The organism is Pseudomonas sp. PA-1-3F, from assembly GCF_021609665.1.
Taxonomy (GTDB): Bacteria; Pseudomonadota; Gammaproteobacteria; order Pseudomonadales; family Pseudomonadaceae; genus Aquipseudomonas; species Aquipseudomonas paracarnis.
On sequence record NZ_WJZD01000022.1, the window covers coordinates 38,006 to 64,069 of the forward strand.

Consider the following 26,064-nt stretch of genomic DNA (forward strand, 5'->3'; position numbering starts at 1 on the left):
TGCTAAAAAACCGGCACGGTTCGTCGTGTCGGTTGCAGTTCAAGTATCGCCAAACGTTGCGATAGCGACATCTCCACTGGCCGCATCGACGCTTCGATCAACAATCAGAATATCCCCCGATGCTGCTCAGCGATCTTTACCAGGTAGGCAATCCTCACAGCTGTGTCTTTTACATCGACTGAACGGATTCCACTTCCACGTATTTGTATTTCTTCCTAGCAGCCTTCACAGCTTCTTGCTCAGCAAGCAACGAACTCAGCGTGTCGGCCTCATGGATCAGCTCGTGCATCTTCCCCTCAAATTCGTTTCCAACTCGAAGCGTGACCCTGAGCCTAGGCGTGAACGGTTTCGCCGGTTTCTTCTTGGTTGCAGAGTCAGCTATCGGCTTTGTGAAGACGACTTCTGTCACAGGTTCCGGTGCTGGAGATGCAAGAACCTCTTCAGGCTTAGCTGTACCGAATAAGGCGCGGCGCATTTCTTCTTCAGTTAAATCAGCTTTCATAAATCGTCTCTATAGAACAGCAATTAACTCAACAAGTTGTTTGGAAAGGCTTACGCCAAGATGCCCTATGGAGCAGGCGGAGATTTCAAATCCCTAGGTCAATTTCAAGACAAAAACCCCTCCAGGCTCGGGAAAGTTGCACCTTCGGCAGTCGCGTAATGAGCCCGTCTGCTAGGTCACTGGCGTGCCGGGAGTACAGCATTACGGTGTCTGGAACCGGTGTCCGATCCGCAACGAATGCACCCACTCGCTCCTGGGCAATTTTCAGTATATTCAGGACTTCTCGGCTCACCTGTTTGGTGGACAGGTATTCCACGACTGGCTTGGGCGGAGGCGAAGCGTGACTCCACATTTCTATGACTACCTTGAGGAGCCCGTCTGAGCCAAAATGCTTGAGAGCCATTTCCCACAACTGACCTTCCTGCACCATATCCAGGCGACCCCTAGTCATTGCGGAGTTCTACCCACTTGAGACTCTTTCTTGATTGCGAGTTTACCCGACTATCAGCAGCAGCGAAGCTGATATCACTCGCATTGGTGGCTGAGGATGGGCGCGAATTCTACGTGGAATTGCTCGAAGGTTGGCAAGAAGAAGACTGCAGTGATTTCGTGAAGGAAATCGTGCTTCCGCAGCTGTGGGGTGGGAGCTATGCGCTGCCCATAGTTGAAGCCAGGAAGTCGCTGCTCAGGTTTCTGACGTCGTTCAAAAAGGAGATCGAGATCGTCACGGATGCTCCCCAGTTCGACTGGGAGCTTTTTTGCGATCTGGTCTATGACGGCGGACGATGGCCCAGAATCGTTCGTAATTTCCCCACTGACGCGACGACACTTACTCCGACTAGCGAGGGTGAAGAGCTGCCTCACCACGCCTTGCTCGACGCCAGGATCATCGCTGGCATGTTCAGTTGAAATATAAACGACTTGGAGCTTTCGCAGTGTTATACCGCTCTCTCCAGACAAGCTCTCATCAATCCCTTCTCCAAAACACTAGCGGCTCGCTAGACTCGCACTCGGCCCGCCAGTGCGTGGGCAAGTAGAAACCATATCTCGACCAAGGACGAAAGCACATGCCATCCATGCGCCCCTCACAGTACGCCATGCAACAGCGCGCGGATGGCGGCCCATTCCTTCGTTTCGACAATAGCGAAGCGAGAGGGTTGAGCGAGGGAGAACTCGAAGCACTGGAGTCGGGCGAATACGACGAAAATGACTACTATGGCCCCACACTCGTTTTCTACAGCGATGTACCCCTGCCGGACAATGGGTCAGGCTGGCATCTCCTATTGATGGTCACCTCCGAGTATTTGACCATTTATCCTATCAACGCCCGCTCGGAACACTCTGAGTACGGTAAACCCAAGTACGACACCATCCAGTCGATAGTGATTACTCGCCCCGTCTTCCAGGAATATCCACATCCTAACAATCAGGATGAGCTTGAGGATTTACTAGGACTTCTCCCTGTAGGACTCACCAAAGACTGGCGCTACGGTCTCGGCTTCCACTACGAGTACCGATATATCGTCCAGGCTTTAAATGACCTGGAGGGGATCGACACACTGTTTCTGCACGGTGGGCCAGGGAATTTTGATGCGAAAATCGAGGGCAATCAATTCTGTTTAGGCGTTGCTCAGCTTGAGAAAATGGAGCGAAGCCTTGATCGGCTAACTCAACGGCATCAGCGAGAAACCGCTGCCGACAAAAAACTTGTTTGCTACACGGGGCTCCTGCACAAAGCGGCCCCCGAGCTTTATCCCCCACGTGAACGCAAGCTCCCGCCAGATCTTCTTGCAAATCTTGTAGCGCTGGGGTCAGTGGCACCTCGTCTATCACCCAAAGATCAAAAGCAGGCAGTCATGCTTGCCCAGCAAAGCGTCTCCGCGCTGGCGAAATCTGCACCGAAAACCCTTTATCAGCTGAAGTCTGAGATCGAGCTCATAACGCTCGGCGAACTCATTGAGGTGTATCGGAAAATGCTGGAAAGCAACGCCGCCGAGAACAAGTGGCAACGCTTCTTGCGTGAGCACTCTTTCGTACTCGACATGGCGTTCGGTTATCCCGTCAAGATGATTGCAGAACAGCCCTATGTAGGCGGTAAGGACATCAGAGGTCAAGGGGGCCAGTATTCCGACTTCGTGATGGCTGCGAAGGCCACCGGAAACCTTGCTCTGATCGAGATCAAACACCCTCAGCACGACCTACTCGGAAAAGCCTACCGCAAGACCTACGTACCATCTTACGAACTCGGTGGATCCGTGGCTCAAGTCATTAGCCAGCGAAGCGTTCTGCAGAAGAACATTCTCGGTCTGAGCGAGGATCTCGATGACCGTGTCCATGCACATGCCGTGGCGGCCATCGTCATCATTGGCCGTACCCCATCAAAGATTGGTGAGCAGCGAGCCTTCGAGCAGTACCGGAACAGCCTCAAGGATGTCTTGGTAATTACCTTCGACGAGATGCTAGGTCGGCTTGAGGGCATTCATAAAGCTTTGACGCCAAAACCGCCAGTAGCGCACTTGCCCCTCAGTGATGAAGACTTACCATTTTAGAATTCCGTCACTGGTAGAGGGGCCGCTGAGGCTTTACAGCAGTTTTGGGTCGCCCAAAGAGGTCGGGCTGCTGATCTATGGTGTCCAGACTGATCAGGGGCTGAAAGGCACCCCGTGAATCTGACGATCAGGATAGCAAGCGGAGCGCGCAGGCGCTAAATGAGCCAGAGGCCTGTGGGTGGACGCCCGCCAAGGCAGAAACCCGGATTTTCCGGGTTACTTCACGACACCCGTCCCTGAAGAGGGGCAAGCCCAAAACAACGATCAACGACTACTGGAGGCGATCAGGTGTTGGCAGATACCTGTCTCCCGCTATGCGCATGAATTCACGCAGACTACGCCGTCCGACATCACGCCTAAACGTCGCGATGACGTACTTCGAGTTGACCGTGTTGATCACCCAAAACCTGCCTTCCTTCGTAACGGACTGAATGTCTGATGTCCGAATCAGCCTACCATCTGCAAATCGTTGGTACGGCCCTGGGCAAATGTGACCGAACACAACGCCAATGGCACTGCATGCATGAATATGGACATTCACCAGAAAGGCGGTGACCAGCCCGTCGTAGTCTTGACTCACTGCTTTGGCGATGCGAAGGAGGTCGAAGTCCGAGTAGCGCTTTTCGTGTAAATCGACCGCGACGGTATTGATGTCGTCCATAGCTACAGAGCCTCCGACGCTGAGGCTACGCCGGTGGTTGCAGCACTGCGCCGATATAGCTCCCTGACACCAACCAAGGCATCGACATCGAGGTCGCGCTGATGGGTATTGACGTACACATCACCACTCTCGACCCGCAGAACGCAGACCGGCACCTCCACCTGATTGAACCCCATGGACAAGGAGGTCAGCATTTCCATTTTCCAACACGAGCCTTTGTTCATCCATGCAGGGGTCACGACCTGGACTTCTTGAATGACCACGTTTTCGTCTTGGGAGATCAGTAACTCCACCAAGCGTGGCTCATCGTTCAGCATCTCTTCGTAGGCTACGAACCGTCCCTCATGCCGGCGCTTGAGACTGACGTGATACCAATGAGTAACCAAGGATCGCGACATGGCGTGGAAGTGAGCGAGACCGTCCCCGAACATACCCACCGGGCCGGCCTGGTCTTGCATGCTAATCCTGAACATCGTGCATCTCGTGTGGAGCAGGCCTGCTTAGCGCCTGCGATTAACATAAGCCAAATATTGTCTTCAGCGAGGCAGTCATCTCGCGCCCTTTTCCCACGAGCACGTAAACCGTGTTTCGCGTCTCGAACAGGCAAACACCGTCGAACGATTTACACAGGGTCGAGCGCACCCAGCCCCCTGGAGGGAACCGGCCCTGGCTGTCGTAGGTCACGCAATGGGAATAAAGGAACATTGTCTGCAGGCCTATGGCGCGCACCCTGGCGAGCGATTCAGGAGGCTCGTCCACATGAAAGATCAGCCAATCCTCGACCAAACAGTATGGTTTCCGACCGAAACGATCCGACACCAATACCTCTATTTCGGCTTGAGGTAGCTCTGTTCCAAAGGACGATATCTCACCCTCGCGGAGCAACTCATGCTCCGAAGAATTACCCATAAATTGATGATCCTCATGGTGCGAACCCAAAAATCAGGCTCTGCGAACACGCAAAATACCGGGCGACATGCCAGAAATCCCATCGATATGATTATATGCATTTGTGTGGGATCCATCAAACGCGTCATACCGTCTCTTTTTGGGAGAGGTAGGTTTGATGTCCCTGCGGAAGGCTTATGCGGCGACGCTACAGTGGCTGAGGATTCGAAATGGCTTATCGCAAGCAGACCTCCAGCATCAAGCTGACCAGGCTCACATAAGCCGCTTGGAGGCTGCGACGACGACACCGACTATTGATCTGAGTGCGGATCTGGCGCATGCGCTGGGCCTAACGCCTTTGTCGCTGCTCACTCTGGTGGCCGCAGCCGATGAGGGCAAGACAGCACGCTCTGTCTTGAATGAATCGATGAGAGAACTCATGCGGCTAGGAGTTCTTGATGAAGCGCTGCCTGGCGAGCCGCAGAAGATCACCACACCACAGAGAATCGCAGCCGCAGAAAGGCTCGAGGCAGTACGCAAACTAAAGGCAGAAGGTCTTTCTCAGGCAGAGGTCTGCCGGCACCTGGAATTACCCAGAAGCACTGTTGGGCGCCTGTGGCACGTTGACGATTAAAAGCCCCCCTTGGCTCAAAATGACAGAGGCACGGGTGTCACTGATCAATAAGCCAAACTTCTGGCCATTCTTACGATGCTTTCCTGTATCCATTGCTCCACGATGGGCCGTGTGGCAGGGATGAAAAGTCGTGACTCACTAACGAGCTTTTCACGGCGCATAGGCATCGAATAGCTGCTGGGGGCAGTCGCCGGCGGCTCTTCTATCTTCGCCATGTCTAAATTCTTCAAGGTAATGCGATACCATCCGCTGTTGAATCCGGACACCTCGAAGCAGGACTTAATTAGCTTTGATAGGTTGGTCGGAGACACGAAATAGAGACCAGCCGTACGCCCCTCGACTGGCACACTTGCGTCAGTTTCCAAAAGGACGAGCCCGTCGTCAAAAACGCGCCAAGACGTATCTCCGGACTTCAGTCCTGTGAACAACTTGTCATCCCAGTCTTCGTAACCTTGCTTGAACTTCGCCAAGCCCAGGTTATGGAAGCTATGGAAAATCTCATCACGGCGTTGGGCCGCTCCGTGCACAGCGTGCTGCTCAATGGGTTGTGGCAGAAACGCGAACTCAAGCTGTGGCGCATAGGAGTGACCGCCGTAGGAGCGAGAGCTTGATGCCTCTGTAATGCGCTCGTGAAAGGCGTTCTCAGAAATTGCGCTTTTGGATTTCTCCATTCTACTCAGGCCCTGGACAATAGCTTTCAAAAGCTCTTGGGGGTCTGAGAATGAGGCTCTGAAAAAACCTTGTTTGTAGTCAGACACCTCGTTGACGAACACTATCTGCTTCGCGTCAAAGTCAGTCTGCTGGATGAAGACCAAAATCGGTTTACGCTTGCTCACTGCCTGGTGGAATTCTTGCTGCGTAACCGAGAGACCTGGCTGAGGTTCATAGCCGTAGTTAGCGCCAAGAATCAGGATATAAACGTCGCACTGGTCGACCTCTGTCAGGCAGGCGTGCTCCGAGGAATAGGTTCGCGCTCCGAAGTGCTCGCTCATGACCGGCTTCATGTCCAGTGTCTCCACCGCATCTTTGGCGGCGGCTCTGAACTGCTCGAATCCTCTTACTACGGAGCTTATGAACACCTTCATCAGTGCATCCTCTGAACGCTGGCATATGTGTCCGCTTGGACTGTAACTAGGTGTGATCGTTGCAGATTGTCTCAATGGTGAACAGCAGTTCAGACACCGTAACGTTTGTTACCGCCAGAGGTAATGCAATATCGACCACCGCGAGGCCCGATACACACGCTCCCAGAGGAACAAGGGCAGGATGAACCATAAGCTGGGGTCTGTTGGCGAGCAGGCTGTTTCGGCTGAATCCCTGATCTTGGCCTTAAGACGACGTAGCAGTCTGAGCCGCTGCACAGGCTTTTGGACGAAAGCCACTTTGAAGGTTGGCTGTCAATGCTGATGCGCGCCCAATCCTTTCGGGTCTCAAAAACTTGAAGCTTCTCCCCGCGCTTCAGTTTTGAGATGACCTTTCCGCCTGGTTGATCCCGGACATTGAGATTGTCGACGCTCACGAACTGCTCATTTACGGCCCTAGCGGTCGGTGCTGACGGTGAAGCCGAAGAAATCGACATGAGCGTACTCGGCGTGCTGAGACCGCTTTGCTGTACCGGGGCTGGAGGCGTGTCTTTCTTTCCGATTGCCCACAGAACGGCGAAAAGAATCAGGAGCGGGACAAACCATGACTGGGACTTCTTACGCATATCCATTGCTCTCATTCGGCACGTATTACAACGGCTATCTTCCTGACAAAACTGGCCGTCCCCACCTACTGCGAGCTTAGCCAAGCTTCCACTTTTTGCAGCCTGCTCAGCTCCGAAAGCTTGAGCTTGCCGAGATCCAGTACCTCAAGCAGCCGCCTCTTCGCCTCAGGGGAGGGAAACCATTCCGCGACTTCTACATTGCAGTGTCTTGAGTCGCTCAGCGCCCATTTCACGATCATATCCGCAGCAGCCCTGTGATGGTCAGCCATGTAGAGCCGTCTTCCATCAACACGAAATCCACGATCAGCTAGCTGATCCGTTACGTCAGTGATGCCCGCATCACCGAAGAACATATCGGTATCTGGGTAGTGAATCCCTGCAAGCGATACTTTGACGACCCCTGCCTCTCGGTCAAAGTACGACAAGAAGTGCCACCCCCCCGTGCTGCATCCTGGGTAGGGGAAATTAACTGCAGCTTTGCCAGTTATGTAGTGCTCGCGAGAAACGCGTTTAAGGTCGAAATCTAAGAGCGGTTGCGTCATGTGACATACCCCTACGCATTTGCGCTACCTGATTGCCCGGAGACAACGCCTCGGTACACCGTTTGGACGTGAGCTGCAGCGACTATCCACTGGGTATTCGATGCTCAACGCGGGACTCAATTAATGCACCGTTGGTAGGATCGGGGGTATTTTGCAAGAGGTATTGTGGGACATAGGTGGCAAGGTGGTGCTCCAGCGCCTTGTTGATGCCAAATACCAAGACTTAGCGGGATGAGAGTGCCAGAGGCGTGATGTAGATTGGGACTCCATGAGCGTCTAACCCCTAGTAATCACCCGCGCTCCACGTCAAGAATCTGGTGCAGTTCTGCCCACGGCCTTGACGCAACTTCATCCTTGGCAGTGCAATTCGGATCATGAGGAAATGGTTCATCGGCGTCTGAGACCCGCTGACGACGCATACAGCCAGTGCAGGCTACTAACCCACCGATTAGTGCCCACGCTGCCGACCAGTCGATCATACGTTGGTTGCCGTCCATGGTTATGCTCCCAAGTGATTCCCTGACAACGAACCTACGCCTTGACTGATGTACCGTATACGCCCATATGAGGGGCCTCGTATGAAGGACAGTCCTAGACGACGTCAGCGAAATTCATCAGGTTTGCAACCAGCTGCCAGGACGCATCGTCTACTTCCAACTGATAGATCGGACAAGCAAGCGCCTCTAGCTTAGGTCGTTCAACCGGGTCTCGAAGCAGAGTGTTCTTCACTCCCAGATACACCCCTGTGATGGGCATCTGTTTCTCGTAAAGATAAAGACCTTCGGGGAGATGCCCACCTGTATCGTTCGCCCGGAACGGATCACCTTGGAACAGATGCTCCTCATCGAAAAGACTGTGCGCGATTTTCACCACTCGGACTTCTTCCTCGTACACCCAGCTGGCGTGCTTGGTAAGGAATAGCCGGCGAGCTATAGCCTGATGCTCGTACGTCGCTGGCCCAGGTGCACCAAACCCTTGCTGGTAGACATTCAACAGCGCTTGCATGGTTTGAGGCGTCAGGTTGAAGGGAGACTTCGTGTGCGTGTAGATAACGTCCCCGCTGTCGGCAGGTATCAGGTTGTAATCTTGAGAATTGAGGAAGTCGCCACTGACATCGTAAGCGATGACGATGCCCGTATGCTCTCTAGCGTAATGAGCCCACATCAACGGGTTGAGAGGGCTTCGCGTGAGACTCAGAATAACCACCTGTTCTTTCAGGGCTTGAATCTGCATTCGAAGGGTATCTTGCTTGCCCAGCGGCCCATTGCCGTTGGACAGGGCTGTTAGCTCGAACGGGTCGTTGAAGAACGTTGGCGTCCGGAAGCCCAGCTTACGGCTGTTAAGAGCATGCTTTCCGCCTACTGCGTCGTAGTATTTATAAAGAATCAATGAGTCGCTCCTGGCGCTGAGTTATGGAAAAACTGTAGCAGGTAGCGTGGGCCAGGCTGATCTCTATAGCCGACGATCTCGAAGTGCTGCAACGAAATATGGTTCCAGCAAATCAGCAATGCGTGAATGCAGTGGGGCTTTGACGGCGAGGGCCCCCCACCGCGTGCTTTTTCATGGGTAGCGCTAAAATGCCCTTGGCGGCAACTAGGGCAAGGTTCACGACAGCCGTCACAGTCAGGGGCGAACTATGAATGCATCGAGTTAGATTTCCTTCAAAAGCCTCTCAAGCGTCTGGTGTTCCCAGACGGAGAGCAGGGCAACAGGATCAGTCCCATATCGATCACCTGAGTCAAACGACCAGCGCCGACCATCCGGGCTCACGCATTCTTCGCAGTAGTCGAGGTCGTCGCAGTCGTTGTAAATCGATAGCCGCCAACCGTCGACGTTCACCAGTAAATGACCTGCATAGATCTCATCCCAGGACTGATGCCCCACCTTTTTCATGGTATGACGCTCGAATATGACGTCTCGCAGTACCTGACAAACCTCTCTCGCTGAGAGATGAGTTGCAGTGTCAGTGGGCATTTGACAACCTCGAAGGCCTGCGCGGCTTGGCAGCAAGTTCTCCATGACGGATCAGCCTGATACGCTTAATGCAAGATGTTCGCACTGCGGCCACTCCTTCCCTTCAATTCGCCACACAACTTTCGCAAAGGATACACCGCAGATGCGAGCGGCTAGGCTCCATGCAATGCATCGCAGTGTGTGAGGATATGTTGCGTCCTATCAACGCCCAGGAGCGACCTCCAGGTAAGTTGGAGAATCAGGTAGATGAGTCATAACGAAGAACTCCGGAATCGAGAGAAGGCCAGGCGGAAGGCTTTGTGGGCGTTGGCCTCTCTTCCACCTGGAGATCCTAGGGCGCTCGACGTCCTGGACGTTCTCGACGACATTGAGCTGAGCGAGGCCTATGAAATCTCACGCCCGGTAACGGTACTCAGTGTGGGACAGCTCCGTGATGCCATTCCTATCGAGCCTCATCCGATTGGGTGGCACATAGTCCGCGAAGAAAACATCCCACTACCGTGGCGAGAGCGATTCCTTCATGCGAGCTTGGGGTCAACGCGTGTAGCAGAAGGGCCATACGCACACGACTGGAAGAAGTTTTTGGATGAATGGGAGCAGGAGATGCGGCATCTGCAGAATCACCGAGACGCACAAGCGGCGCGAGGCTAGTTCGGCGATGCACTTGACGCCCTCTCCGGCTTTCTCCGTCCATTCATCGTGGTGCTGGAAAAGCTCGTACAGAAAATCAGAATCAGCGTCACTCACCAGTGTGCTGTCAGGCGTCCTAGCCAGGATCTCTCGGCAGCGATCTTTGACTGCGTCCTTCGTTGCAAACCATTCATCATTGATCAGATATGGCACCGTCTTCTCTCAGGTAGTGTCTCGCAAATCAATCGTTATAGCAGGAAGTGTTAACCATCTCTTGAAAGCTCAAACTTGGAAAAATGCGCGGCAAGCACTCATCAAAGCGCTCGCGTCATCGAGGGCGCGATGGTGCTTGGTTGTTGGCAGTAGGCGGTAGATCTCACTCGCAGCCTCCCGCCCCACAAACACCTCCAACGGCTTCAGCTCGAAGGTAGGTACAAGATCTGCTGCCTCGTACAGGACATCGAGCCAAAAGCTGTCTTGTGGCGAGTCGCTGCAAAGAACCTGCCCTGAAAACAGCTGGTTCATACGTCTCGCCACAGCATTTGGGGTATCACCCTGCTCACGCAATTGATCCTGACAAAGACCATGCATGTCTTGCGCGTCGAACGACCAATGCGTCCAGTAGCGGGCTGGCTTGATCAGCGAGTTGAAGGAGCTCTCACTCGACACCACAGCCACCTGGATTGGATAGCTATCCGGGGCTATTCCTGATGCCTCGAAATCAATAAAAAACGAAGGCTGCTCCACCCTGCTGCTCCTGTTTGAACCCTGCGACTTCTGCGGGCTACATGGACTGCTCATGCATGGGTGTTCCCATCTTCGAGCGCATGCAGCGCGAGCTGAGCATCTCAATCGATATCGTTGAAAACCCACCGACTTGGGGCCCATGGTGCCAGTAACATCCCCGACCATCAGAGCTCGGCATCCCAAGCGTCCATCGCCTCACTTACAGTCGTGAACCAATGAAGTTCACCACACTGCAGGGCATAAGCGACTCGGGTGGGTGTATCGCTGTCGATCCAACGCGGAAGACTCTCCGCATCCTTGGAGAACAGGCTAACTACCGTTACCGCGAATCGACCTGTACTCAAGCCCTGAAGGCACGTGTAGCGCACAGCAGCGCCGCTGGTAAGCCTTCGCCAAGCCACGACCTCGATACAGTCCAGGTCTCTTTCTAGAGCCTCCACGATAAGACTCCCTCCCTGATCTGCCACTGAAGTGGATTCCAGGCCAGGCGCTCGTGGCTTGTGGACAAGATGCTTCAACTGCTCACGTGCGGCGTTTATGTGGTCGCGGAGCTCTTCGGGGTCGATTGACACGCCACCCCGGTCAGTCACCGAGAGGGTCTTCAAGGAGTTCGCCGCCCGGATGAACTCGCGTTCACGCGCTTTCTCCCAGTCAGGGCGACGGTCGTGGTTTATAAAGCACCACAGCTTTGCGAGGAGATTCAATAGGAGCATCTGCTGTCTCAACCGTACAGAAATACTGAATTAGAGAGTCGTAGTAACCGGGGTGAATACTGTGAGCTATCTATTCGGCTGTCGTTGTCCGCTGGCAATTTCCTGCTCCAATACATCGACCATGTTATGTAGCTGCTGATTCTCATGGTGCATCTCGTTGATTTTATGAAGCAGTTTCTGATTCTCTTCCTTGTAGTAATCACGCGCCGCTGCTGTCTGCTTGATCGTCCTCGCCTGCGAAGCACTGTCAGCCCTCGCATCTTGAAGCTGAGTAAACCAGTAGATGATTTCCAGCCTGCTTCTGTCCAACTGCTCCTCGGGTGAGCCAGATGCTGCTTTTGCTGCAGCGTGGTCTTTCTTCTGCTGGGCACGTTTCGTCTTGATCTCTTCGATTCGCGCTTTCGGCCATTGGCGGAAGTAGAGGGTGTTCCGATGCACGTTAGCTAGCTTGGCCAGCCGGCTTATAGTTGCCGGAATGGACGGATCCTTTGCTATTTTTTCCAGCGCTGCATCAATCGCCCGACTGACAGCCTCAAAGTTTTCCTCATTCTTGGAGTCATAGGCGCTGCTCATACCACCATCTCGATGCCCAGTTGAAGGAGCACTTCTTTGGCCTCTGAAATTGCGAGCTTCATTTGCTCCATGGACAAGGTCGCGTCATCTGAGTCTCGCAGCTCCGCATAAGCTGCTGCAGGATCTGTCTCATACCTCCTGAGTGCTAAGGTATTTTGGATGTAGATTTCTTGCCACTTTGGCGCATTAGCCTCAGTTACCACGGCATTCTTGCATCGGTTGGGGTTACAGCGCAGTGAACCGATGCAAGGAATTGAGGGATCGTCCAACTCCGTTGCGTTGCCATAGCAATAGCCTTGGCCAACATTGATTACCGCGAAATTCAGCTCAGCCATTCGCTCAAAGATTTCTTTGTTCGAATAACCGGCCTCGAGATAACCTTTAAAATAGTTTTCAAGCCGAGCACGATGCGCGGGAGCGTTCTCGCCTGCATAACCCCCGGCGGGATTCAGGGAGTTCATGATGAATTCCGTCTCGGCATGCACTCGACCAGGAGCATCTGGGCCACCACCTGACGTAAGAGCCTCACCAATACCGCCATAGTCAATCGTGACGGTGCCTAACTGATTCCAGCGCACATCTTGGCCGATGGTGCTGGCATGGTGACCAAAGTGTTTGAGCTGATAGGACATGAACGGCAGACCCACGGCAGCCCTGAGCATCTGGTTCGCTAACGAATGTCTGAGCGTGTATGGCGATACTTCGATCTCCTCATACTCTTCGACGGTCAAGGTTTTAGACAAAAATGCGCAAAGCTGATGATCTAGACCAGACCCGCTCAGCGAATTCGCCTCATGCTGCATGCCCGGCTTGATGGTATTCATGTTTGAGAAGAGGTATGGATTCTGCTTGAACCGGTTCAAGATCTGTAGTGCCTTTACCGCGTCCTTGACGATTGGAATTGCAACCCACATATCGTCAAAGAGTTTCCTGACGGCCTCTCGATTTTTGATGACCCTGCTGGTGATGAGATCGTGTCCAAATTCGTCGACCGTCAGACAGTCATCAATCAAGCAGCCGGAAAGCTCGGACGGCCTCATACCGGTGTACTGACCGATGATGTAACTTGCGCTGTTGCTGATGTGTGTCAGGTACTCATACAGGTCGTTGTCCATCGGGGCGCGAGTCAATTTACACAGCGCTTCTTTGTCCTTGAGCATGCCAAGGTTTTGAGGCGACCAAAAAACAGGCTCTAGGTTATACAAGTAAGGCTCCACTTCGAGTCCTGTATAACCGCGCGAGGTCAGGCGTATTGCCACATAAATGTCGTAATTTCTCCGCGTGATCTTGGCTTTCTTAGCCTGGTCATAGCCCATCATATCGATCCGGCTCAGCGTATCCTGATCCGAGATGTCCTCTTTCAGCGCTTTAAGGAAATCTACAACTGCGAAAGATCCTTCTCGGGAGCTCTTCTCGAAAATTTTGCTGCTGAACCATTTGCTTCTGGTACGGGTTTGTTTATTTTTGACGCTGTTTTGCTTCCACCCAAGATTCTCAAGGTCGACGTACACCAACGGCCTGGGAAAAAGATTTTCGACAAGGAAGTGAGACCTGAGAACCTGGAAACCATTGAGCATCACTCCCCGGAATGCTCGGTCGAAGACCTCAGCCTCAGTCCGGTAATCTTGGTCGGTAAAGTCTGCGAGGCTGAAATGCGATCCTTCGAAGAAGCGATCCCCATGCTCCACTCGCTTGCGTGCGCACATCTGATTGATAAACGGGATCACAGATTTGAAGATATCCAACACGGTATGGGGTTTGTAGCTTCTAGGCTTCTTGGTATGGCGAAGAGCTCCAGGGATCTCCAACATGCAAAGGATAGCGATCTTCAGTTCGAAAAGAATTGTGCTGTTCAGGCTCTCATAGATTCCGAAGTCAATCCGGGATTTTGAGCCCTGTATGTCTCTTGCCAAGATATGAGACTCACCGTTGAAGTCCCAGATCAAATGCTTCACGAGGCTCAACTTGCTGGCAGGAAGGTTCATCAGTGCTTCGAGCAACTCAAGTGCGCTCACTCCATCGTTGGAATGAGAGATAGCCACAATGAGCTCATTGCCTAAATAGCCCAAGAACCGCTCACGTACCGCTTTGATCTTGTAAATGAGCTTATCGAATCCAAGGTTCATAGGGAAACTGCCTCAATCATCGGGTTAGTGACGATGTGCTCTGCCAACCGGCGAGCCTCCTCCAGCTGCTCCGCCGTGAACCCCTGCTCGGAAGGCGTGAGAATGCTGTTCAGTACCTCCAGATTTTCACGGATGACACTGCCGTATGGTGTTTCTGCGACATTGGTGGTGGACATAATCGAAATGTAGTCCCACTGCATCGCAAATAGGTCTGGCAGGTTGGATACGGTGATGATGGAGTTGCTGCATGACAAGCACTTGTTCAGCAGCGAGCACTTACTGCCTTTTTTGTAGCTCGGCAGCTTTGTGATTTCATCAGGAGGATTTAGGGCGTCCCTGCAACTGACCAAACCTGTCTTAATGATCACCGGTGACGAACTTGTACCTGAGGTACTTGGCTTCTGCTTGGTCGCCGATTTAGCATCCTGGATGATCGTACCTTTGTGAATCTCGGTAAGAGCTTTGGAGTTGACCTCTCGAGCCGTCTTGTTGAATTCCAACTTATCGAGATAATTGATAGTGGTTTTGTGGGATCCGTGACCAAGAATCACTTGGATTTCCCTGATTGAGACGCCCTGCTCAACAAGATCCGCCACAAGACTGGGCCGGAGTCGAGAAGCCGAGATATTCAGATCCTCACCTCCCTCAGTTTTGAAGTTGTGATCCTTGGCAAACTGGTTCATCACATTGTTGATAAGTGTGGAGTTTTCGAACGACTTCACCTTCCTGAATTCGCTTTGTTTCTGGGACTCGTAAATGAACAGTCTTTCTTTGACAGAGCTTTCGGCGAGCTCTCGAATGTGCCGAGTCAGATGAGCGACCTCGCTGAAGATCTTCCTGACCTCCATGCTTTGTGCCCGTGTGAGCCACGTCCAATCCGCGTACATGAGATCAAGGTGAAGAACCTTTCCTCCACCTGACCGCTCTTTCCAGTAACGAAGATAAGGGCGTTGGGTCAGTTCGTGGCTCTCTACGAAATCATCGACATCCAGGCTCTTCAGAGAGTCGGCGTTAAGGCCTGTTACCTGTGCCAAGCGAGTAATGTAAGGGGCAATCGTCCTAGATGTTATTTGGTAGATTACCCCCCAGCTGGCATAGGTTTTCGTGACCCCAAGCCCCCCGATTCTCAGTAAACGTGCGAAGCCCTGCTCGTATTTGCTCTCAGCATCCGCCGACCACCTGCTGATGGGCCGACAGTCGAGTTTGTTCTCGAAGATCCACCGAGCGTTTTCTAAGGTGGCCATACCTTTGACGATGTGTCCATTCACGTCCAACGGATCACAGCCGCCATGGAAGGAAACATACTCCTTCGCCAACTCGTTGGTCTGTTGCCGTTCCATGTCACAGGCTTTCTGGATCGCCGTCCTTGTAAACTTAGGGTAAGGGCGATACATATCGGTCTGCCGACCGGTGTCGAATCCCTGCACATCAATAAAAGATGAAAGGCCAAAGCCTCGAATCTTCACTGTGCGCTTTAACATTGAACGGACTGCCGACAAAACCCCATTAGCATAATTCGACGTTAGGGTGCCCGATTCCATTTGGTCGACAAGGTACTTCCTGAATCGCGTTAAGTAGTGGGCCGTGACGTATTCCCGAGGATCCTCACCTCCCTTAAAACCTACCTCGGTCAAATGCATGGACATCTGCCGGAAGGCGTCACTGTATTTTTGCTGACCGGATGAGGATTTCGATTTCATCGACGCGGCGGCGAACATATGCAGAAGCTTGCTGAAGGGGCGACCCGAGTCTTCCGCCAGATCACCGAACTTCGAAAGCCCAACCAGCCTTAGCTGAGAGAGCGCCTTGGTAATAGAGTCTTTTGGCGTTGCTTCTTGTTTTTTCTGCCCAGCTTCAGCCGTCCGCTCTTTGCAGTTCTTGTAATTAGCATTGATTACGCCAAGGTTCGTCAGGTCGAGGAGGATCTCTTGGAAGGTTTGTTCAACGATGGAGAAATTGGCGCGAGCCTGTTTCAGGTTTTTCATGCCGTCAACCTGATAAAGGCTGGCTTTCGACGAGATGGTATTGCCGAACCCTGGGATGTTTCGCTTCTCTGTCTCACTTAGGTTTTCGTACCAGCAGAGAAGTTTGCGGCGCCACTCATTCGCGATTGAGGGGTGGTCGGGGATCACGATCTTTTCCTCGATCATTCGCTGGATGATTGAGTCGAGGATGTCTTCCCTAGTGTTGAAGGTGTTGCCGCTCGTTTCCAGCTCTTTTAAGAGATACGTGTAAGCCGGCCTCAGCTTTCCCCTTTGAGAAAGCTGCACGTTCAAGAGAGATTGGCGGCTGCTTTTAATCCTTGTGGCCCAAGTCTGAATCGCCACAGTGACTTCGGATTTCAAACGTTTCGGGCGTCTGGCTTGGCTGGCGAGCTCGGCTTCGGTGTGAGCATGAGCTGCTGCTAGCTCATCGGGCGAATGATGAGTAGTGCTCATTTTTGGCTTCTTTGGGCGTACAGGTGGGCACAGAGCAGCATGAGGGTTCCTCCCGGTTTGTAGCCGGAAATGAACACCATAGCGAAGCGATGGTCAAGCAGGTTAAAGTAAAAAAGCCATGTAAATCAATGAGTTAAGGGTATGCTGTTAGCATACCCTTAAGCTAAGCCGTTGTCCTGCCAGGCTTTTTCGTCGATATGTCGTGCCCAGCTGCGTCAGAAATTGCTGGGGAGTTTTTACGGACGAAAGTAAGGGACTACGGCGAGGTCGCTGGTTTGTTCAAGTGATCGGTTCAGCGTGGAAAACTGTACTGGCGGGTGTGGTCTGAGATATCACTTTCTATCACCGGTTTTGATTCGTTTGGTCGTCCGCTCGCGCAGTGCCTGCATCTCTCCGCATTTGGTCTTGATGAGTGAGTCAGGCTTGCAGAGCTTTTGGTAGATGTCATGAGGGATCTGGGTGTAGCCCTCAGATGTCGTGGAGTGGCTGTGACCATGCCCTATCGAAAGCATTCCGAGGCGCTCGAAATAATCCTTTCCCAGATCTGGGCTTGTGAGGAGGAGATACGCCGAGCCATGACGAAATTTGTGCGCCGAGATCTTTCGCTTGGTCTTCCCGGCCTTCTGGGCCCGCTTGCTCACACGCTCAATAAGCTTTTCAACGCTCTTGGTGGTATAGGGCTTCCCATGTGAATTGAAAAACGCAGGCGTCTTACTTGGGTCTCTTATCCGCTGGCTATGTCGGTGGTAGAGCGGTGTTCTGTGATAGTTCTCGATGCGCTCCAGGGTTGTCCTACTGACGAGTGTTATCCTAGGCTTTTTTGCATTTTTTCTACCCTTGCTTCCCAAGATATGCAACGGACTGTAATCCGCATTCACCGGGATATTACTGTCAGCGGAAACATACTGGAGCTTCTGGTACTCAAGTGCATTGCGGATGTCCTGAAGCGTGATATGAGGCAGCTCAGACTCTCGAATGCCAGAGTCGTATATCAACTGCAGCATGCACCTTTCTCGTTCTGAGTGTGCATGCAAGATCAACTGTTCAAGCTCAAGCATGCTGCACGGTTGGACGATTTCTTTTGTGTGTGCCTTGCCAGGGCGAATCGGCCCGTGCTCATAAGGATTATCAGTCCGGAGAGGTGGCTGATCGTTAAGGCTGATGCTCAGGTGGTTGCTGAACAAATGATTGTATGCAGCATCTCGACCCTGCACTGTCTTGGGGGCTAGGCCCGCAGCATCCAGACGACCCAAGTACACTTCGAGATTACCTAATCCGATACTCAGTAGGAGGTCGTCTCTGACGGTGGTCTCGTACTCAGGCTTTCTCCTCTGGTCATCTAGCAGGTAAGAGATACGCCTTGCATAGGACACAACGGTTTTGTCCGCGAGTAAGGTGTTTCTGTAGTTCCGGCAAAGGTAGGAGGACACCAAGGGAAGAAGCTGTTCATCGTTACCGATCAACGCGCACCCTGTCACTTTCACGCTTGGTTCACTGCCCTCTGGCTGAGCTAAGAATTGCTCACGGTATGGGCCGCTGGCGAGGATTGAATTGCTAAGGTCGAGCTCTCTTTCTCGTACAGCAACCACTTTCATGATCTGACGCCCCACTCATCAACTCAGAATGTCTAGTGTGGAGTATGACTCACGGATTAGATTCTGGATGGACTCGAGGCGAGTGCGCCTAGTGATTGTGCACTTCAGTGTAGGGGGGTAGAAATCACCGCTTCCGCCGCATGGTCGGTGCCGATCACCAGGCCACCGGCCGCGCCAGCGATGGTGTACTGCGCCACCATACGCATGCGCGCCTTGGTGTTGCCCAGCACGAAGTCACGGGACGCCGCGGCCTTGCCTTCAAAGGCGGCCACTTCATTGGCCAGGGCTTTAACCGCCGGGCCGATGTTCACGGTGTGACGTTCATCCGGCTCGATAAAGTCCACCGAGGCCTGGGCGTCGTGCTCGTCGAACTGGGTTTCGTAGGGCAGGCGCACGGCGATAAAGCGGTACGCCTCATCGCCGGTGCTGGCGCGCAGTTCCTGCACCGCACGTTGGGCCAACAGGCCTGCGGTCAGGGAGTCGACACCACCACTGATGCCGAGCACCAGGGTCTTGAGCCCGGAATTGCGCAGGCAGTCCTGGATAAAGGCCACGCGCCGGGCAACCTCGGCTTCGAGTGCGGCCTGGTCCTTGAACGGGGCTTGCACCTTGAGCTGTTGTGCAATCTCACGCTGTACGGCTTGCATGATTCACTCCTTGCTGGATAGGGCAGGTACTTTGAAAACGTGACGCAAATAGGCGACAAAATTCGGGTCGGTGCAATGGGTCTTGCCCGCTTCATCGGAGATCTTCGCGACGGGCTGGCCATTGCAGGCGGTCATTTTAAGCACGATGCTCATCGGTTCCACCCCTGGAATATCACAGGTCAGGTTGGTGCCGATGCCAAAGCTCACATTAATGCGACCGCGCAACGCCCGGAATATTTCCAAGGCTTTGGGCAATGTCAGACTGTCGGAGAACACCAGGGTCTTGCTCATCGGTTCGATGCCCAGCTTGTGGTAGTGAGCGATGGCTTTTTCTGCCCACTGGATCGGATCACCGGAGTCATGGCGCAGGCCGTCGAACAGCTTGGCGAAGTACAAGTCGAAGTCGCCGAGGAACGCGTCGGTAGTGATGCAATCGGTGAGGGCGATACCCAGCAGGCCACGGTACTCGCGCACCCAGCAATCAAGGGCGGCGATCTGGCTGTCGATCAGACGCGGGCCGAGTTGCTGGTGGGCCATGATCCACTCATGGGCCATGGTGCCCAGCGGCTTCATATCGAACTCGCGCGCCAGGTGCACGTTGCTGGTGCCGACAAAGCGCCCAGGGAAATCGTGCTTGAGCACGCTGACCACTTCCTCCTGCACCCGGTAGGAAAAACGCCGGCGCGTGCCGAAGTCCGCCACTTGCAGCTCCGACAGCTCATCGCTGCTGGCGTTGGCGGTCAACCAGTCGAACTTGCGATACAGCTGCTCGCGGGCCTGTTCAAGGATCACGGTCTGGTAGCGGTAGCGGTTACGCACCTCGCTGACGATGGCCAGCATTGGCACTTCAAACAGGATCACATGCAGCCACGGTCCGCGCAGGCGGATAAACAACTCGCCGTTCTCGATGCCGGTTTGCACATACCGCAGGTTGAAGCGAAACAGCCCGAGGAAGCGCAGAAAATCCGGTTTCATAAAACTGATGCGTTCCAGGAAACCCAATTGATCGGGGCTCAGGCTCAGCTCGGCGAGGCGCTCGATCTGGTAACGAATCTCCGCCAGGTAAGGGCGCAGGTCTTCACTGTTACGGCAACGAAACTCCCATTCAACTTCCACGTTCGGGTAGTTGTGCAGCACCGCCTGCATCATGGTCAGCTTGTAGAAGTCGGTGTCGAGCAGGTTCTGCACGATGCGATCGGCAAACACACTCTCGCTCATAACGGGAATCTCCAGACGGGTCGGCGATGGAGGCCGGCCTTTACGCACAATTGAGGAAGGGGGTTAGTGGCGCATAGACTTGTGGGGTTTTGCCAGTGATTTTTTCAGTAAGGCCACTGGCGCCATCGCAGGCAAGCCAGCTCCCACATTTGAAGTGCATTCCAAACGGTGGGAGCTGGCTTGCCTGCGATGGCGATTCTCCAGGCGCTAAAGGACGTGCTCCATCATCCACTTCACAAACTCGCGCACCTTGGGCACCTCCGCCGAATGCTCGGGATACGCCAGGTAGTAAGCATCCTGGCTCGGCATCGCATGTTGCCAGGGGATCACCAACTTGCCCTCGGCCAATTCCTCCTCCACCAGAAAACGCGGCAACAGCGCCACGCCGCATCCCACCTGCGCCGCACGAATACACATATAAAACGTGTCGAACCGCGGCCCATGGTAGCTGTGCTCGGTATGGAAACCCTGGCTGGCGAACCAGTCATGCCAGCCTTGGGGCCGTGACGCGTTTTGCAGCAGCACCAGCTCGCTCAGTTGTGTGGGGTCGGTGAAGGGCTGGGCGGGCAGGCTGTCGGGCGAACACACCGGTACCAGCTCTTCACTGAACAATTTCAGGCTCTCGGTGCCGGGGCGTGCGCCCTGGCCGAAATAGAACGCCATGTCGGCCTTGCCTTGCAGTAACTCGTCCGGGTCCTGTTCGTTGCACAGGTCCAGGTGGATCTGCGGGTGGCGCAAACGCCAACCCTTGAGGCGCGGCACCAGCCAGCGTGCGCCAAAAGTGTAGGGCGTGGACACGCGCAGCACTTCGGTTTCACCGCCGTAGGAGCGCAGGTAGTGGGTGGACATTTCCACTTGGGTGAGGATCTTGCGCACTTCCACCAGGTACAGGTCGCCCGCCGGGGTCATCTGCAAGCGGCGGCGCACGCGGCGAAACAGCAAGTGTTGTAACAGCTCTTCCAGCTGCGCTACTTGTTTGCTCACCGCGCTTTGGGTGAGGTTCAGTTCCTCGGCGGCGCGGGTGAAGCTCAGGTGGCGGGTGGCCGCTTCGAAACACTGCAGGGCGGTGATCGAGGGCAAATATCTTTTGTTCAGCACGGCATGCCTCTTTTTATTCTTTGCATGAATAAAGGGAATGATATCTCGCCTAATCGTCGTTTGTTGGCAAGTCTTGGGCCAGCTACAAATAGGCTCAGGATCGCCGTGCAAGCAGCGGCGCGATTTTTCTACGCAGATTTGAAGGAGTGACCCATGGTTGCCGCATTGCTTGATCGTCTCGGGGTAAACCCGGCGCTGTACCAGGCTGGGAAACAACCCGTGCATTCACCGATTGATGGTAGCCGTATCGGCAGCGTCCATTGGGAAGGTGCCGCCGAGGTGGAGCAACAGGTCAGTCGCGCCGAGCATGCATTCGAAGCCTGGCGCAAAGTGCCGGCGCCGCGACGTGGCGAGCTGGTGCGCCAGTTCGGCGACGTATTGCGCGAGTACAAGGCCGACCTGGGCGAACTCGTTTCCTGGGAGGCCGGCAAGATCACCCAGGAAGGTTTGGGTGAAGTGCAGGAAATGATCGACATCTGCGACTTCGCCGTCGGCCTGTCGCGCCAGTTGTACGGCTTGACCATCGCCTCCGAGCGCCCCGGCCACCATATGCGTGAAACCTGGCACCCGCTGGGCGTGGTCGGCGTGATCAGCGCCTTCAACTTCCCCGTGGCCGTGTGGGCGTGGAACACCGCGCTGGCCTTGGTGTGCGGTAACGCGGTGATCTGGAAACCGTCGGAAAAGACCCCGCTCACTGCACTGGCCTGCCAGGCCTTGTTCGAGCGCGTACTGAAAAAAATCGACGGTGCCCCCGAGTACCTCAGCCAAGTGATCATCGGCGGCCGCGACGCCGGCGCTGCGCTGGTGGATGACCCGCGCGTCGCGCTGATCAGCGCCACCGGCAGCACGCGTATGGGCCGTGAAGTGGCACCCAAAGTCGCCGCGCGTTTCGCCCGCAGCATCCTTGAGCTGGGCGGCAACAACGCGATGATCCTCGGCCCAAGCGCCGACCTGGACATGGCCGTGCGCGCCATCCTCTTCAGCGCGGTGGGCACCGCCGGCCAACGCTGCACCACCCTGCGCCGGCTGATCGCCCATGAGTCGGTCAAGGAAGAAATCGTCACCCGCCTCAAGGCCGCCTATTCCAAAGTGCGCATCGGCCACCCACTGGAAGGCAACCTGATCGGCCCGCTGATCGACAAGCACAGTTTCGACAACATGCAGGACGCCCTTGAGCAAGCCTTGAGCGAAGGCGGCAAGGTGTTCGGCGGCAAGCGCCAACTGCAAGACAAATTCCCCAACGCCTACTACGTATCGCCGGCCATCGTGGAAATGCCCGAGCAAAGCGACGTGGTGTGCAGCGAAACCTTCGCGCCGATTCTTTACGTGGTCGGCTACACCGACTTCGCCGAAGCCCTGCGCCTGAACAACGCCGTGCCACAAGGCTTGTCATCCTGCATCTTCACCACTGACGTGCGTGAAGCCGAGCAGTTCATGTCGGCGGTGGGCAGCGACTGTGGCATTGCCAACGTCAACATCGGCCCGAGCGGCGCGGAGATCGGTGGCGCGTTCGGGGGTGAAAAAGAAACCGGCGGCGGGCGTGAATCGGGCTCGGATGCGTGGCGCGGGTATATGCGCAGGCAGACCAATACCGTGAACTACTCGCTGGAGCTGCCGTTGGCACAAGGCATCACGTTCGACTGACCAGACTGATCGTTCCCACGCTCTGCGTGGGAACGCATTCTGTGACGCTCCGCGTCACGACAATGCGGACGCGGAGCGTCCAAGGCTACATTCCCACGCAGAGCGTGGGAACGAGCGGTGGTGAATTCATCCCGGAGTCTGGCAATGGCACTGCGCGAAACATGTTTATGGGAACACCTCACTCCAGGCCGCCCCGACCGAGCCGCGCTCAAGGGCGCGGTCAAGGTGGATGTGTGCGTGATCGGCGCTGGCATCACCGGTTTGTCGGCGGCCATTCATTTGCTGGAACAGGGTAAAAGCGTCGCCTTACTGGAGGCCCATCGCACCGGCCACGGTGGTTCGGGGCGCAACGTCGGGCTGGTCAACGCCGGCCTGTGGATTCCACCGGACGAGATCGAGGCCGGTTTCGGCACGGCGGTGGGCAGCCAGCTCAACCGCATGTTGGGTGCGGCGCCGTCCCTGGTGTTCAGCCTGATCGACAAGTACAACATCGACTGCCAATTGCGCCGTGAAGGCACCTTGCACATGGCGCACAACGCCCGTGGCGAGGCGGATTTGCGCAGCCGTGAGGAGCAGTGGAAACGCCGTGGCGCACCGGTTGAGTTACTCACCGGCCAGGCCTGCGAGCAGGCCACCGGTACCCGGAAAATCGCCGCCGCGTTGCTGGATCGGCGCGCCGGCATCTTGAACCCCATGGCCTACACCACTGGGTTGGCGAATGCCGCCGCAGCGTTGGGCGGGCAGTTGTTCGATCATTCCCCGGTCACCCAGCTTGAACGCCAAGGCGCCGATTGGTCGGTGCAGACCGCCGAGGGCGCGGTGCAGGCCGCGCAGGTGGTGATCGCCTCCAACGCCTACACCGAAGGCGAATGGACCGAACTGCGGCGTAACTTCTTCCCCGGCTATTACTATCAGGTGGCCTCGGCGCCGCTGACCGATGACGCGGCCAAGCAGATCCTCCCCGGCGGCCAGGGTTCGTGGGACACGCGCCAGGTCCTGAGCAGCATTCGCCGCGATGCCGATGGCCGCCTGTTGCTGGGCAGCCTGGGTAACGGCAACCAGAAACCGGCGTGGTTCCTCAAGGCGTGGGCCGATCGGGTGCAGCAACACTACTTCCCGTACCTCAAACCGGTGCAGTGGGAATACACCTGGACCGGCTGCATCGCATTCACTCCCGACCACTTGATGCGCCTGTTCGAACCGGCCCCCGGCCTGGTGGCGGTTACCGGTTATAACGGACGCGGGGTGACCACCGGCAGCGTGGTGGGCAAGGCGTTTGCCGACTACCTGTGTCACCAGGACACCCAAGCCTTGCCGATCCCTTTTACGCCCATGCAACCCTTGGCCGCGGTGGGCTTGCGCAGCTGCCTGTATGAAGCCGGCTTCTCGCTCTATCACGCCGGGCAATGCCTGAGGATCGTGATCTGATCAGCGAAATACCCCTCAAAAGCCTGCGTTTTCTTAGCAGGCTACCCATCTGTATTGGTGCAAGTCGTAGCAATCACGCACTGTAAATGTGCAGTTCCGTTACGCACATTGTTACAGCTGCAGGAACTGTCGTTTATGCCTGTGGTTGCAGGTGCGACCTGCCAGGGTTGTACTTTTTTGAAGTGTTGGTTGCACCTCTAGACGCTAGACGGTTGCACGTCCTGGCAAAAGGCGTCGAAACGCCTGTAATAACAATGACACCGTGTCTTTTTGAAGAATAAAAAAGTAATGGCACGCGGCTTGCTCTGAGCTTTCGGTGAAAGGTTTGAATGCAAGTTGTCGTGCCAAAAATCAAAAATATCGGAGCACCACTCATGTCCCAGACGTTTTACAAGAAAGGTTTTCTGGCCCTCGCCGTTGCTGCGGCGCTGGGTGTTTCTACGTTTGTTCAAGCTGATGTGAAAATTGGTGTGGCGGGCCCGATGACGGGTGCCAACGCCGCTTTCGGTGAGCAGTACATGAAGGGTGCCCAGGCGGCAGCCGACGTTATCAACAAGGCCGGCGGCATCAACGGTGAGCAGATCAAGCTGGTGGCGGGCGATGACGCCTGCGAGCCCAAGCAGGCCGTGGCCGTGGCCAACCGCCTGGCCGACCAGGACAAAGTGATCGGTGTGGTCGGGCACTTCTGCTCATCCAATACCATCCCGGCGTCTGAGGTTTACGACGAAGCAGGCATCATCGCCATCACCCCAGGCTCCACCAACCCACAAGTGACCGAACGCGGCCTGGGCGCCATGTTCCGTATGTGCGGGCGTGACGACCAGCAAGGCATCGTCGCCGGCGACTACATCGTCGACGTGCTCAAGGGCAAGAAAGTCGCGGTGATCAACGACAAGGACACCTACGGCAAAGGCCTGGCCGACGCCACCGCCGCCCAGTTGACCAAGCGCGGCGTCAAGCCGGTGCTGGAAGAGGGCCTGACCCGTGGTGAGAAAGACTTCAGCGCCCTGGTCACCAAGATCCGCTCCCTGGGCGCCGACGTTGTGTACTTCGGCGGCCTGCATCCGGAAGCCGGCCCATTGGTGCGCCAGATCCGTGAAGCGGGCTTGAAAGACGTCAAGTTCATGTCCGATGACGGCGTGGTCACCGACGAACTGGTAGCCACCGCCGGCGGTGCGCAGTACGTCGATGGTGTGTACATGACCTTCGGCGCCGACCCGCGCCTGCTGCCGGACAGCAAGACGGTGGTGGAAGAGTTCCGCAAAAACGGCACCGAGCCTGAAGGCTACACCCTGTACGCCTACGCCTCGATTCAGGCCCTGGCCGCCGGCTTCAACGGTGCCAAGTCCAACAAGGGCGAAGACGCTGCCAAGTGGCTCAAGGCCAACCCGGTTAAAACCGTCATGGGCGAAAAAGCCTGGGATGCCAAGGGCGACCTGAAAGTCTCTGACTACGTGGTTTACCAGTGGGACAAAGACGGCAAATACCATCAGTTGGAAAAGCAGAAGTAAGTACAAGCACCACGGCCCTAAGGTTAGGGGGGGCTTGTTGTGGCGAGGGAGCTTGCTCCCGCTGGAGTGCGTAGCACTCCCAACCGCTTACCGAAATACATCTGATGTATCTCGATTGCCCAGTTTGGGGCTGCTTCGCAGCCCAGCGGGAGCAAGCTCCCTCGCCACATAAGCCAGCTCCCACAGAGGGCGTGGTTGCCTGCTCTATTGCAACAAACCTGTCTTTTCCTCCAGAAGC

24 protein-coding genes and 1 pseudogene are annotated in these 26,064 nt (G+C 55.2%); 6 read left to right on the top strand and 19 right to left on the bottom strand.

Features of this window, described 5'->3' with window-relative positions; all coding sequences use genetic code 11:
* Positions 1-169: 169 nt before the first annotated feature.
* Positions 170-502, bottom strand: a complete 333-nt coding sequence (locus GIV26_RS16925; protein WP_139048533.1) for a hypothetical protein — start codon at positions 500-502, stop codon at positions 170-172.
* Positions 503-970: 468 nt separating this feature from the next.
* Between GIV26_RS16925 and GIV26_RS16930 the strand changes: the two genes are divergently transcribed.
* Together GIV26_RS16930 and GIV26_RS16935 are read left to right on the top strand one after the other, a co-directional pair.
* The gene (locus GIV26_RS16930; RefSeq protein WP_150617889.1) at positions 971-1,411 is read left to right on the top strand and encodes a 3'-5' exoribonuclease; all 441 of its coding nucleotides are present in this window, start codon (positions 971-973) and stop codon (positions 1,409-1,411) included.
* A gap of 158 nt (positions 1,412-1,569) precedes the next feature.
* Positions 1,570-3,051: a Shedu immune nuclease family protein gene (locus GIV26_RS16935; RefSeq protein ID WP_236281591.1), complete on the top strand. Its 1,482-nt coding sequence runs from the start codon at positions 1,570-1,572 to the stop codon at positions 3,049-3,051.
* A 271-nt stretch (positions 3,052-3,322) separates the two neighbouring features.
* On the opposite strand, the gene GIV26_RS16940 is transcribed toward GIV26_RS16935, so the two are convergent.
* Genes GIV26_RS16940 through GIV26_RS16950 form a run of 3 tightly spaced genes read right to left on the bottom strand, consistent with a single transcriptional unit; the run spans position 3,323 to position 4,621 of the window.
* A complete protein-coding gene (locus tag GIV26_RS16940; RefSeq protein ID WP_150617887.1) occupies positions 3,323-3,712 on the bottom strand; it encodes a hypothetical protein in 390 nt (129 codons plus the stop codon).
* 2 nt (positions 3,713-3,714) lie between these two features.
* Positions 3,715-4,185, bottom strand: a complete 471-nt coding sequence (locus tag GIV26_RS16945; protein ID WP_150617886.1) for a hypothetical protein — start codon at positions 4,183-4,185, stop codon at positions 3,715-3,717.
* Between the two features lie 40 nt (positions 4,186-4,225).
* The gene (locus GIV26_RS16950; RefSeq protein ID WP_198711987.1) at positions 4,226-4,621 is read right to left on the bottom strand and encodes a DUF6957 family protein; all 396 of its coding nucleotides are present in this window, start codon (positions 4,619-4,621) and stop codon (positions 4,226-4,228) included.
* A 157-nt stretch (positions 4,622-4,778) separates the two neighbouring features.
* On the opposite strand from GIV26_RS16950, the gene GIV26_RS16955 reads away from it, so the two are divergent.
* Complete coding sequence (locus GIV26_RS16955; RefSeq protein ID WP_150617884.1) at positions 4,779-5,234, top strand: helix-turn-helix domain-containing protein; 456 nt, start codon at positions 4,779-4,781, stop codon at positions 5,232-5,234.
* A gap of 44 nt (positions 5,235-5,278) precedes the next feature.
* Here GIV26_RS16955 and GIV26_RS16960 read toward each other — a convergent pair whose 3' ends face one another.
* From GIV26_RS16960 to GIV26_RS17030, 15 genes and pseudogenes are all read right to left on the bottom strand, one after another.
* The gene (locus GIV26_RS16960) at positions 5,279-6,319 is read right to left on the bottom strand and encodes a DUF4062 domain-containing protein (protein WP_150617883.1); all 1,041 of its coding nucleotides are present in this window, start codon (positions 6,317-6,319) and stop codon (positions 5,279-5,281) included.
* An 89-nt stretch (positions 6,320-6,408) separates the two neighbouring features.
* The gene (locus GIV26_RS16965) at positions 6,409-6,957 is read right to left on the bottom strand and encodes an SH3 domain-containing protein (protein WP_329610243.1); all 549 of its coding nucleotides are present in this window, start codon (positions 6,955-6,957) and stop codon (positions 6,409-6,411) included.
* A gap of 50 nt (positions 6,958-7,007) precedes the next feature.
* Complete coding sequence (locus GIV26_RS16970; RefSeq protein ID WP_236281593.1) at positions 7,008-7,484, bottom strand: hypothetical protein; 477 nt, start codon at positions 7,482-7,484, stop codon at positions 7,008-7,010.
* A 591-nt stretch (positions 7,485-8,075) separates the two neighbouring features.
* Positions 8,076-8,873, bottom strand: a complete 798-nt coding sequence (locus GIV26_RS16975; RefSeq protein WP_236281595.1) for a DUF2971 domain-containing protein — start codon at positions 8,871-8,873, stop codon at positions 8,076-8,078.
* Positions 8,874-9,134: 261 nt separating this feature from the next.
* Positions 9,135-9,458 (bottom strand): DUF7693 family protein, encoded by a 324-nt coding sequence (locus GIV26_RS16980; RefSeq protein WP_236281597.1) that lies wholly within the window; start codon positions 9,456-9,458, stop codon positions 9,135-9,137.
* 534 nt (positions 9,459-9,992) lie between these two features.
* Complete coding sequence (locus GIV26_RS27390; protein ID WP_420793280.1) at positions 9,993-10,301, bottom strand: DUF3223 domain-containing protein; 309 nt, start codon at positions 10,299-10,301, stop codon at positions 9,993-9,995.
* Between the two features lie 69 nt (positions 10,302-10,370).
* Positions 10,371-10,835, bottom strand: coding sequence for a hypothetical protein (locus GIV26_RS16990; RefSeq protein WP_236281600.1), 465 nt, complete (start codon positions 10,833-10,835; stop codon positions 10,371-10,373).
* Between the two features lie 164 nt (positions 10,836-10,999).
* Positions 11,000-11,548, bottom strand: coding sequence for a hypothetical protein (locus GIV26_RS16995; RefSeq protein WP_236281602.1), 549 nt, complete (start codon positions 11,546-11,548; stop codon positions 11,000-11,002).
* A 66-nt stretch (positions 11,549-11,614) separates the two neighbouring features.
* A complete protein-coding gene (locus GIV26_RS17000; RefSeq protein ID WP_236281604.1) occupies positions 11,615-12,121 on the bottom strand; it encodes a hypothetical protein in 507 nt (168 codons plus the stop codon).
* On the bottom strand, positions 12,118-14,247 hold the full coding sequence (locus GIV26_RS17005) for a site-specific integrase (protein ID WP_236281606.1): 2,130 nt from the start codon (positions 14,245-14,247) through the stop codon (positions 12,118-12,120). The genes GIV26_RS17000 and GIV26_RS17005 overlap by 4 nt, the downstream gene beginning before the upstream one ends.
* Positions 14,244-16,685: a tyrosine-type recombinase/integrase gene (locus tag GIV26_RS17010; RefSeq protein ID WP_236281608.1), complete on the bottom strand. Its 2,442-nt coding sequence runs from the start codon at positions 16,683-16,685 to the stop codon at positions 14,244-14,246. The genes GIV26_RS17005 and GIV26_RS17010 overlap by 4 nt, the downstream gene beginning before the upstream one ends.
* Positions 16,686-17,017: 332 nt before the next feature.
* Complete coding sequence (locus tag GIV26_RS17015; protein ID WP_236281610.1) at positions 17,018-18,280, bottom strand: tyrosine-type recombinase/integrase; 1,263 nt, start codon at positions 18,278-18,280, stop codon at positions 17,018-17,020.
* Positions 18,281-18,402: 122 nt separating this feature from the next.
* Positions 18,403-18,927 (bottom strand): annotated as a pseudogene (gene nadE / locus GIV26_RS17020) (NAD(+) synthase); the annotation flags it as partial.
* A 3-nt stretch (positions 18,928-18,930) separates the two neighbouring features.
* A complete protein-coding gene (gene pncB, locus GIV26_RS17025) occupies positions 18,931-20,145 on the bottom strand; it encodes a nicotinate phosphoribosyltransferase (protein WP_003188094.1) in 1,215 nt (404 codons plus the stop codon).
* A gap of 207 nt (positions 20,146-20,352) precedes the next feature.
* Entirely contained in the window at positions 20,353-21,243 is an 891-nt protein-coding gene (locus tag GIV26_RS17030) for a LysR family transcriptional regulator (protein WP_236281612.1), read from the bottom strand.
* 153 nt (positions 21,244-21,396) lie between these two features.
* Here GIV26_RS17030 and amaB point away from each other — a divergent pair, with 153 nt between their 5' ends.
* The 3 genes from amaB (at position 21,397) to GIV26_RS17045 (ending at position 25,826) form a co-directional block, all read left to right on the top strand.
* Positions 21,397-22,887, top strand: a complete 1,491-nt coding sequence (gene amaB, locus GIV26_RS17035; protein WP_236281614.1) for an L-piperidine-6-carboxylate dehydrogenase — start codon at positions 21,397-21,399, stop codon at positions 22,885-22,887.
* A 144-nt stretch (positions 22,888-23,031) separates the two neighbouring features.
* Complete coding sequence (gene amaA, locus GIV26_RS17040; protein ID WP_236281616.1) at positions 23,032-24,315, top strand: L-pipecolate oxidase; 1,284 nt, start codon at positions 23,032-23,034, stop codon at positions 24,313-24,315.
* 374 nt (positions 24,316-24,689) lie between these two features.
* Complete coding sequence (locus tag GIV26_RS17045; protein WP_005784282.1) at positions 24,690-25,826, top strand: branched-chain amino acid ABC transporter substrate-binding protein; 1,137 nt, start codon at positions 24,690-24,692, stop codon at positions 25,824-25,826.
* The last annotated feature ends 238 nt before the right edge of the window (positions 25,827-26,064 follow it).

Bases quoted from the DNA above. Each gene is read 5' to 3' on its own strand.
- GIV26_RS16950 (WP_198711987.1), bottom strand. From the start codon at position 4,621: ATGGGTAATTCTTCGGAGCATGAGTTGCTCCGCGAGGGTGAGATATCG.
- GIV26_RS17000 (WP_236281604.1), bottom strand. From the start codon at position 12,121: ATGAGCAGCGCCTATGACTCCAAGAATGAGGAAAACTTTGAGGCTGTC.
- pncB (WP_003188094.1), bottom strand. From the start codon at position 20,145: ATGAGCGAGAGTGTGTTTGCCGATCGCATCGTGCAGAACCTGCTCGAC.
- GIV26_RS17015 (WP_236281610.1), bottom strand. From the start codon at position 18,280: ATGAAAGTGGTTGCTGTACGAGAAAGAGAGCTCGACCTTAGCAATTCA.
- GIV26_RS16970 (WP_236281593.1), bottom strand. From the start codon at position 7,484: ATGACGCAACCGCTCTTAGATTTCGACCTTAAACGCGTTTCTCGCGAG.
- GIV26_RS16935 (WP_236281591.1), top strand. From the start codon at position 1,570: ATGCCATCCATGCGCCCCTCACAGTACGCCATGCAACAGCGCGCGGAT.
- GIV26_RS16965 (WP_329610243.1), bottom strand. From the start codon at position 6,957: ATGAGAGCAATGGATATGCGTAAGAAGTCCCAGTCATGGTTTGTCCCG.
- GIV26_RS16980 (WP_236281597.1), bottom strand. From the start codon at position 9,458: ATGCCCACTGACACTGCAACTCATCTCTCAGCGAGAGAGGTTTGTCAG.
- GIV26_RS16960 (WP_150617883.1), bottom strand. From the start codon at position 6,319: ATGAAGGTGTTCATAAGCTCCGTAGTAAGAGGATTCGAGCAGTTCAGA.
- GIV26_RS17010 (WP_236281608.1), bottom strand. From the start codon at position 16,685: ATGAGCACTACTCATCATTCGCCCGATGAGCTAGCAGCAGCTCATGCT.
- GIV26_RS17005 (WP_236281606.1), bottom strand. From the start codon at position 14,247: ATGAACCTTGGATTCGATAAGCTCATTTACAAGATCAAAGCGGTACGT.
- GIV26_RS16945 (WP_150617886.1), bottom strand. From the start codon at position 4,185: ATGTTCAGGATTAGCATGCAAGACCAGGCCGGCCCGGTGGGTATGTTC.
- GIV26_RS16925 (WP_139048533.1), bottom strand. From the start codon at position 502: ATGAAAGCTGATTTAACTGAAGAAGAAATGCGCCGCGCCTTATTCGGT.
- GIV26_RS16940 (WP_150617887.1), bottom strand. From the start codon at position 3,712: ATGGACGACATCAATACCGTCGCGGTCGATTTACACGAAAAGCGCTAC.
- amaA (WP_236281616.1), top strand. From the start codon at position 23,032: ATGGCACTGCGCGAAACATGTTTATGGGAACACCTCACTCCAGGCCGC.
- GIV26_RS16955 (WP_150617884.1), top strand. From the start codon at position 4,779: ATGTCCCTGCGGAAGGCTTATGCGGCGACGCTACAGTGGCTGAGGATT.
- GIV26_RS17045 (WP_005784282.1), top strand. From the start codon at position 24,690: ATGTCCCAGACGTTTTACAAGAAAGGTTTTCTGGCCCTCGCCGTTGCT.
- GIV26_RS16995 (WP_236281602.1), bottom strand. From the start codon at position 11,548: ATGCTCCTATTGAATCTCCTCGCAAAGCTGTGGTGCTTTATAAACCAC.
- amaB (WP_236281614.1), top strand. From the start codon at position 21,397: ATGGTTGCCGCATTGCTTGATCGTCTCGGGGTAAACCCGGCGCTGTAC.